This is a genomic window from Streptomyces sp. SID14478 (assembly GCF_010548525.1).
GTDB lineage: Bacteria > Actinomycetota > Actinomycetes > Streptomycetales > Streptomycetaceae > Streptomyces.
The window spans coordinates 36217-43215 of sequence record NZ_JAAGMG010000143.1; the positions used below are offsets into that span (position 1 = coordinate 36217).

At 71.1% G+C, this 6999-nt stretch carries 8 protein-coding genes; 5 read left to right on the forward strand and 3 right to left on the reverse strand.

The window, feature by feature from the left end; translation table 11 throughout:
- Positions 1–41 precede the first annotated feature (41 nt).
- Positions 42–1205 carry an aminofutalosine synthase MqnE gene (gene mqnE, locus G3I40_RS05745; RefSeq protein WP_164301062.1) on the forward strand — a complete coding sequence of 388 codons (1164 nt, stop codon included), beginning with the start codon at positions 42–44 and terminating at the stop codon, positions 1203–1205.
- 65 nt (positions 1206–1270) lie between these two features.
- Here mqnE and G3I40_RS05750 read toward each other — a convergent pair whose 3' ends face one another.
- Positions 1271–1795: a GNAT family N-acetyltransferase gene (locus tag G3I40_RS05750; RefSeq protein ID WP_164301063.1), complete on the reverse strand. Its 525-nt coding sequence runs from the start codon at positions 1793–1795 to the stop codon at positions 1271–1273.
- 99 nt (positions 1796–1894) lie between these two features.
- Between G3I40_RS05750 and G3I40_RS05755 the strand changes: the two genes are divergently transcribed.
- The 4 genes from G3I40_RS05755 (at position 1895) to G3I40_RS05770 (ending at position 4929) form a co-directional block, all read left to right on the forward strand.
- Positions 1895–2188: a DUF4229 domain-containing protein gene (locus G3I40_RS05755; protein ID WP_164301064.1), complete on the forward strand. Its 294-nt coding sequence runs from the start codon at positions 1895–1897 to the stop codon at positions 2186–2188.
- 377 nt (positions 2189–2565) lie between these two features.
- Complete coding sequence (locus G3I40_RS05760) at positions 2566–3882, forward strand: dicarboxylate/amino acid:cation symporter (RefSeq protein WP_164301065.1); 1317 nt, start codon at positions 2566–2568, stop codon at positions 3880–3882.
- A 136-nt stretch (positions 3883–4018) separates the two neighbouring features.
- Complete coding sequence (locus G3I40_RS05765; RefSeq protein WP_164301066.1) at positions 4019–4219, forward strand: hypothetical protein; 201 nt, start codon at positions 4019–4021, stop codon at positions 4217–4219.
- Positions 4220–4263: 44 nt separating this feature from the next.
- Positions 4264–4929, forward strand: coding sequence for a TetR/AcrR family transcriptional regulator (locus G3I40_RS05770; protein ID WP_164301074.1), 666 nt, complete (start codon positions 4264–4266; stop codon positions 4927–4929).
- On the opposite strand, the gene G3I40_RS05775 is transcribed toward G3I40_RS05770, so the two are convergent.
- A complete protein-coding gene (locus G3I40_RS05775) occupies positions 4918–5775 on the reverse strand; it encodes a MaoC/PaaZ C-terminal domain-containing protein (protein WP_164301067.1) in 858 nt (285 codons plus the stop codon). The two genes, G3I40_RS05770 and G3I40_RS05775, sit on opposite strands and share 12 nt — an antisense overlap.
- Before the next feature lie 216 nt (positions 5776–5991).
- A partial coding sequence (locus G3I40_RS05780; RefSeq protein ID WP_164301068.1) for a 3-oxoacyl-ACP reductase occupies positions 5992–6999 on the reverse strand: 1008 nt, incomplete at its 5' end.

A 6999-nucleotide genomic window follows, 5' to 3' on the forward strand; every position in this document is an offset into this window, starting at 1 on the left:
GTACGGTGGGCGAAGTCTTTGATTTGAGGAGAGGTACGGGCATGGACGCAGGGCTCAAGCGCGAGCTGGAGCAGAAGGTCGCGGACGGTGAGCGGCTGTCCCGCGAGGACGGCATCGCGCTCTACGAGTCGGACGACCTGGCCTGGCTCGGCGGCCTCGCCCACGAGGTGCGGACGAGGAAGAACGGCGACGTCGTCCACTTCAACGTCAACCGCCACCTCAACATGACCAATGTGTGCACCGCCTCCTGCGCCTACTGCTCGTTCCAGCGCAAGCCGGGCGAGAAGGACGCGTACACGATGCGCATCGAGGAGGCCGTCAAGCTCGCCCAGGCGATGGAGTCGGAGAACCTCACCGAACTGCACATCGTCAACGGCCTGCACCCGAACCTCCCCTGGCGCTACTACCCGCGCTCGCTCAAGGCCCTCAAGGAGGCCCTGCCGCACGTCGGCCTCAAGGCGTTCACGGCCACCGAGATCCACCACTTCGAGAAGATCTCCGGGCTCTCCGCCTCCGAGATCCTCGACGAGCTGATCGACGCCGGCCTGGAGTCGCTGACCGGCGGCGGCGCCGAGATCTTCGACTGGGAGATCCGCCAGCACATCGTCGACCACGACACCCACTGGGAGGACTGGTCGCGCATCCACCGCCTGGCGCACGAGAAGGGCCTCAAGACCCCCTCGACGATGCTCTACGGGCACATCGAGGAGCCGCGCCACCGCGTCGACCACGTGCTGCGCCTGCGCGAACTGCAGGACGAGACCGGCGGCTTCCAGGTCTTCATCCCGCTGCGCTACCAGCACGACTTCGTCGACATGAAGGACGGCAAGGTCAGGAACCGCCTGCAGGCGCGCACGACCATGGCCACCGGCGCCGAGGCCCTCAAGACCTTCGCCGTCTCGCGCCTGCTGTTCGACAATGTGCCGCACGTGAAGTGCTTCTGGGTCATGCACGGCCTGCAGACCACGCAGCTCGCGCTGCAGCACGGCGCCGACGACATGGACGGCTCGGTCGTCGAGTACAAGATCACGCACGACGCCGACAACTACGGCACGCCGAACAAGCTGACGCGCGAGGACCTGCTCGACCTCATCCGCGACGCCGGGTTCCAGCCCGTCGAGCGCAATACGCGCTACGAGATCATCCGCGAGTACGAGGGCCCGGACGCGGCCCGGCGGGACACCCCGCAGGCGATGCGCGTCTGACGCCCCGCGCCCGTTCTCCCCGCTGCCGCTCGGCCGAAGCCGGCCTGCCGTCGCCCCGGCCGGCCTCAGCCGAGCGGCAGCATCATGAACACGTCGTCCCGGTCGTCCCCGGGGGCCACGCGGATCGCCCCCGGGACCCGGCCGACCTCCTTGTAGCCGCACGCCGCATAGAAGGCGTCCGCGCCCGTGCCGCCGCGGCACGTCAGCCGCAGCGCCTCGATCCCGGCGAAGCCGCGGGCCGCGTCCTGCGCGGCGGACATGAGCGCCCGCCCGTACCCCTTGCCCTGGTGCGCGGGGTGCACCATCACCGTGTATAGCCACAGGTGGTGGCGCATGAGGCGGTGCTGGCTGAAGGAGAGGAAGGCCGTCGCCGCGACCGTGCGCTGCTCGTCGCGGCCGACCAGCAGCCGGGTGCGCCCCTCGGCGATCCCCGCGAGATGCCGCACCAGCTCGGGGCGTATCTCGTCGGGCGTGACGGGCGGGACGAAACCGACCGCCCCGCCCGCGTTCGAGACGTCCGCCCACAGGGCGAGGACGCCGTCGCGCAGGGCCGGATCGATCGACGGATCGAGGGTGAAGGTAAGAGGCATGAAGCGACCGTACCCATTACATGCGGGACCGCTCAACAGGGTTGCCCCGGCCCGTGCTTCACTGGAGGGACCCATTTCGCAACGGAAGAGTGGATTGACATGCTCCGCTACACGCTGATGCGCCTCGGCATCTTTGTGGGCTGCTTCCTCGTCGTCTGGGGTCTCGTCTCCACCGGCATCGTTCCGCGCGGCCTCGGCGGCTCCAACTACCTGTGGATCGCCCTGCTTTCGCTGGTCATCTCCGCGCCCCTCAGCTTCGTACTGCTGCGCAAGGAGCGCGACCGGGCCTCCGAGAAGATCGTCGCCCGCGTGGACCGCGCGAAGGCCAACATGGACGCCAACCGCACCATGGAGGACGAGGCGGACGACGCCGCCCGCGCCCACGGCGCGTAGGTCCCGACGCGTAAGTTACGTCACAGAAGGTTCGGCCCCGGCACCGTACAGGTGTCGGGGCCGCCTGTGTTTTCAAGGTAAATGCGGCTTAAGGGGCATACGAGCCTCCCGGCTTCCCCAAAGAAGCCCTTTGATGTTCTCAAAGCACTGGTGTTAACGTTCCCGTCATGAAGACATCAGCAGCGCACCGCATTGCCATGAGCGTCCCGCTCGTGGCGCGCCTGCATGTCGATCTCTGCCGCTGCATGTCCGCGGCCTGTCGCGCCTGACGCGGCCTTCCCGATGCAGCGGCGCCGCTGACCCGTCTCGTGGTCGCCGCTCCAGTACGTCCCGTACCTCCCCGCCTTGTCCCCGCGCGTCCTCACTGGAGTGCCCCCGTGTCCGCGAACACCCCCGCAGCCGACGAGAAGTCCGGCTTCCGCATACCGAAGATCCCGTTCTGGGCCCAGGTCCTGCTCGGTCTCGTCCTCGGCCTGGTCCTCGGCTACGTCGCCCGCACCGCCGACATCGACTGGCTCGCCTCGACCCTGGAGAAGGTCGGCAGCATCTTCGTCCAGCTCCTGAAGCTGGCCGTCGCCCCGCTCGTCTTCTTCGCGATCCTCGTGTCGATCACCAACCTGCGGAAGGTCGACAACGCCGCCCGGCTCGCCGGCCGCACCCTCCTCTGGTTCATGATCACGTCGCTGATCGCGGTCGTCATCGGCCTCGCCATCGGCCTGCTGACCAACCCCGGCGACGGCACGTCGCTCTCGGCCAAGGACGCCGTGAAGTCCGACACCCAGGGCTCCTGGATCGACTTCCTCACCGGCATCATCCCGACCGACGTCATCACGCCGTTCACCCAACTGAACGTGCTGCAGATCGTGTTCATGGCCGTCGTCGCCGGCATCGCCATCCTGAAGATCGGTGAGAAGGCCGCCCCGGTCCTCACCCTCTCCGAGTCCGTCCTGGAGCTGCTGCAGAAGGCCCTGTGGTGGGTCATCAAGCTCTCCCCGATCGGCTCCGCCGGCCTCATCGGCAACGCGATCGTCGAGTACGGCTGGGACCTCCTCGGCAAGTACGCGACCTTCACCGCCGACATCTACGTCGGCTGCGCCCTGGTCCTGTTCGGCGTCTACCCGCTGCTGCTCAGCACCGTCGCGAAGCTGAACCCGCTCCAGTTCTTCAAGGGCGCCTGGCCCGCGATCCAGCTGGCGTTCGTCTCCCGCTCCTCGGTCGGCACCATGCCGGTCACCCAGCAGTCGGCGGTCCGCCTCGGCGTCCCGAAGGACTACGCCTCCTTCGCCGTGCCGTTCGGCGCGACCACCAAGATGGACGGCTGCGCCGCGATCTACCCGGCCATCGCCGCGATCTTCGTCGCCAACTTCTTCGACGTCCACATGGGCATCAAGGAGTACCTGCTCATCGCGTTCGTCTCGGTGATCGGCTCGGCCGCCACCGCCGGCCTCACCGGCGCGACGGTCATGCTCACCCTGACCCTGTCCACGCTCGGCCTCCCGCTGGAGGGCGTGGGCCTGCTCCTCGCGATCGACCCGATCCTGGACATGATGCGCACGGCGACCAACGTCGCCGGCCAAGCGCTGATCCCGGTGCTCGTCGCGTCCCGCGAGAAGATCCTCGACCACGACAAGTACAACGAGGTCACGGCGTCCCCCGTCGACGAGCCGCAGCCGGCGGTGGCTGCCGCCGCCTGACGTCCCCCGGCTCGTCACCCACCGACCGTGCCCCGCCCCCCGATTCGGGGGGCGGGGCACGGTCGCGTCGCCTTCGCACGCCGCGCTCACCGGCGGCACGGTCGTCGCGCGGCTGGGCCGATTCCGGTTCCGTGCGGTGGACGACGCCACCGTTCTCGTACGGCTGCTGCGCACGGATCTCCACGCTGCCGACGCGTTCCTCGGCAGTGCGCAGGTGCTGCAACTCGACGACGAGGTCCACGGGCCGCTGCGCGAGGGCATCGCGGCGAGGCTCGGCTCCCGTGTCGACGTGCTGATCGCGCCGCTGGCCGCCCCGCCCGGCGCCTCCGGGCGGTGAACCGCCCGTCCCTCGCACTGAACGTACGCTGACCCGTGAACGTAATGCGCGGGAAGGCGGGGGACGAGGTGGGTGCGAAGCAGCGGCAGAAGCGGATGCCCAGGGCCGAGCGGGAGCGGCAGATGGTCGACGCCGCGGTGCGGGTGTTCGGCGAGCGGGGGTACCAGGCCGCGTCGATGGACGAGATCGCCGAACTGGCCGGTGTCTCCAAGCCGTTGGTGTACCTGTACCTGAACTCGAAGGAAGACCTGTTCACCGCCTGCATCCGGCGCGAGGCGGATGCGCTGGTCGCCGCCGTGCGCGCCGGGGTGAGCACCGACGTGGCCGCCGACCGGCAACTGTGGGACGGGCTCACCGCCTTCTTCACGCACACCGCCGAGCACCCCGAGGGGTGGGCGGTGCTGCACAGCCAGGCGCGGTCGGGCGGGGACCCGTTCGTGGCCGAGGTCGGGGCGATGCGCGAGGAGATCGTCGCGTTCGTGACGTCGCTCATCGCGCGGGCCGCGCGCGCGGCGCACGACGACCCCGAGCTGGCCGAGCGGGAGGTCGTGGGCCTGGCACAGGCCCTGGTGGGCGCGGCCGAGGCCCTCGCGGGGTGGGCGAACACCGATCCGTCCGTGTCCGCGAAGGAGGCCGCCGCGACGATGATGAACTTCGCGTGGGCGGGCCTGGGGAATCTGATGGACGGGCGGCGCTGGTCAGTCCGTTAGCGGCTCGGCGCGGCCGGTGAGGTGGACCCGGTCGTCCTTCGCCGCCCTCAGCTCGAAGGCCGGCCCCTTCGCCGCGTACGTCACGGTGCCGGGGAGCAGTACCGGCGCCCTGAACTGTGCCTGTACGTGGACGGGCCCGTGCGCCCCGAACTCCGCCAGGCAGCGGGCGGCCGTCCACATGCCGTGGGCGATGGCGCGGGGGAAGCCGAAGAGGCGGGCCGTGAGCGGGTGCAGGTGGATGGGGTTGCGGTCGCCGGACGCGGCGGCGTAGCGGCGGCCGAGGTCGCCCGCCAGGTCCCAGCGCTTGAGCGCGGGGAGGGGCTCGGGCGTCCCGTCCTGGGGTGCGGCCGTCGTCCCGGACGTCTTGTGCCGGGCCAGGTAGGTGCTGGTGGACCGCCACGCCGGGGTGGCGTCGCCGTCGGCGAGCAGCTCCGTGCCGACCACGGCCTCGGTGCCGCGCCGGTGGGGCCGCAACTGCGTCACGGACACGCTCAGTTGGTACGTGTCCGCGGGGGACAGGTCGCGATCCTGGGTGATGTCGAGGGACGTGTGGACGAGCCCGAGCAGCGGCAGCGGGAACGCGCGCTCCGACATCAGCCGCATGGCGAGGGGGAACCCGAGGACGTGCGGGTAGGTGACCGGAAGTTCGGACCGGCCCGTCGCGAAGCCGCAGGTGCGTTCGTAGGCGGCGAGGTGGGCGGCCTTGACGGTCGTCCCGGGGACGGTCAGCCGGGTGCCGGGGAGGTCCGCGTCGGGGCGGGGGCGCTTGAGGGGGGACGTGAGCGCTCCGCGGAGCATCTGGGGGAGCAGGGCCGGGGGTGAGGTCAGGGTGGTGGTGCGGGGCATCTTCTGCTGGTCCTTCTCGCCGTAGGGCTGCTGGTCTCGGTCCGGTGGGCGGGGCGGTCCGGTGAGTGGGGCGTCTGGGCGGTGCGATCCGGCTCGGCGGTGCGTCTGGTGTGTGGTGCGATCCGGCCCGGTGGGGCTTGCCCGCAGGGCTCCGCGCCCCCGGGGATGCGCACTTCGCGTGCCCTCCCAGGGTGCGCGGCGCAAGGGCGCCGCCCGTCAGGCGCCCAGCAGGCTCTGGCCGCAGACCCTGACCACCTGCCCGTTGACGGACCCGGAGGCCGCGGACGCGAACCAGGCCGTCGTCTCCGCCACGTCCACCGGGAGTCCGCCCTGGCCGAGCGAGTTCATGCGGCGTCCCGCCTCCCGGATGAAGAGGGGGACGGCCGCCGTCATCTTCGTCTCGATGAAGCCGGGGGCCACCGCGTTCACGGTGACGCCGTGCTCGGCGGCGGCCCGCGGGGCGAGCGACCGTACGAGGCCGACGATGCCGGCCTTGCTCGCCGCGTAGTTGGTCTGGCCGGCGTTGCCCGCGATACCGGCGATGGACGCCGTGGCGACGATGGACCCGCCGCGTCGTACGGCCCCCGCCTTGAGCAGGGCGTCGGTTGTGCGCAGCACGCTCGCGAGGTTCACGTCGAGGACCGAACTCCAGCGCTCGGCAGGCATGTTGGCCAGGCGGCGGTCCCGGGTGATGCCCGCGTTGTGCACGACGACGTCGAGGCCGCCGTCGGGCGCGGAGACGAACTCCGCGATCCGCTCGCCCGCGTCGTCCGCCGTGATGTCCAGCGGCAGGGCCCGCCCGCCGAGCCGCTGCGCGACCTTCGCCAGGTCGCTCTCGGCGGACGGCACGTCGAGCAGGACGACCTGCGCCCCGTCACGGACCAGCGTCTCGGCGACGGCCTCGCCGATGCCGCGGGCGGCGCCGGTGATCAGCGCGGTGCGCCCGGCCAGCGGCTGCGCCCAGTCCGCCGGGGGAGTCAACTCGCCCTCGGGCGTGCCGACTTCGATGACCTGGCCGCTGACGTACGCGGACCGCGGCGAGAGCAGGAAGCGCAGCGTCGACTCGGCGGCGCCCACCGGCCCCGCGATCCGCACCAGGTTCACCGTGCGGCCGCGGCCGATCTCCTTGCCGAGGGAGCGGACGAAACCCTCCAGCCCCTGCTGTGCCGCGGCCTGGTGGTGGTCGTCGGCGGACGGCGGCGCCCCGAGCACGACCACACGCCC

What these genes read in the sequence shown, in the direction of transcription:
- mqnE (WP_164301062.1), top strand. Translation starts at nt 42, where the DNA reads ATGGACGCAGGGCTCAAGCGCGAGCTGGAGCAGAAGGTCGCGGACGGT.
- G3I40_RS05750 (WP_164301063.1), bottom strand. Translation starts at nt 1,795, where the DNA reads ATGCCTCTTACCTTCACCCTCGATCCGTCGATCGATCCGGCCCTGCGC.
- G3I40_RS05755 (WP_164301064.1), top strand. Translation starts at nt 1,895, where the DNA reads ATGCTCCGCTACACGCTGATGCGCCTCGGCATCTTTGTGGGCTGCTTC.
- G3I40_RS05770 (WP_164301074.1), top strand. Translation starts at nt 4,264, where the DNA reads ATGCGCGGGAAGGCGGGGGACGAGGTGGGTGCGAAGCAGCGGCAGAAG.
- G3I40_RS05775 (WP_164301067.1), bottom strand. Translation starts at nt 5,775, where the DNA reads ATGCCCCGCACCACCACCCTGACCTCACCCCCGGCCCTGCTCCCCCAG.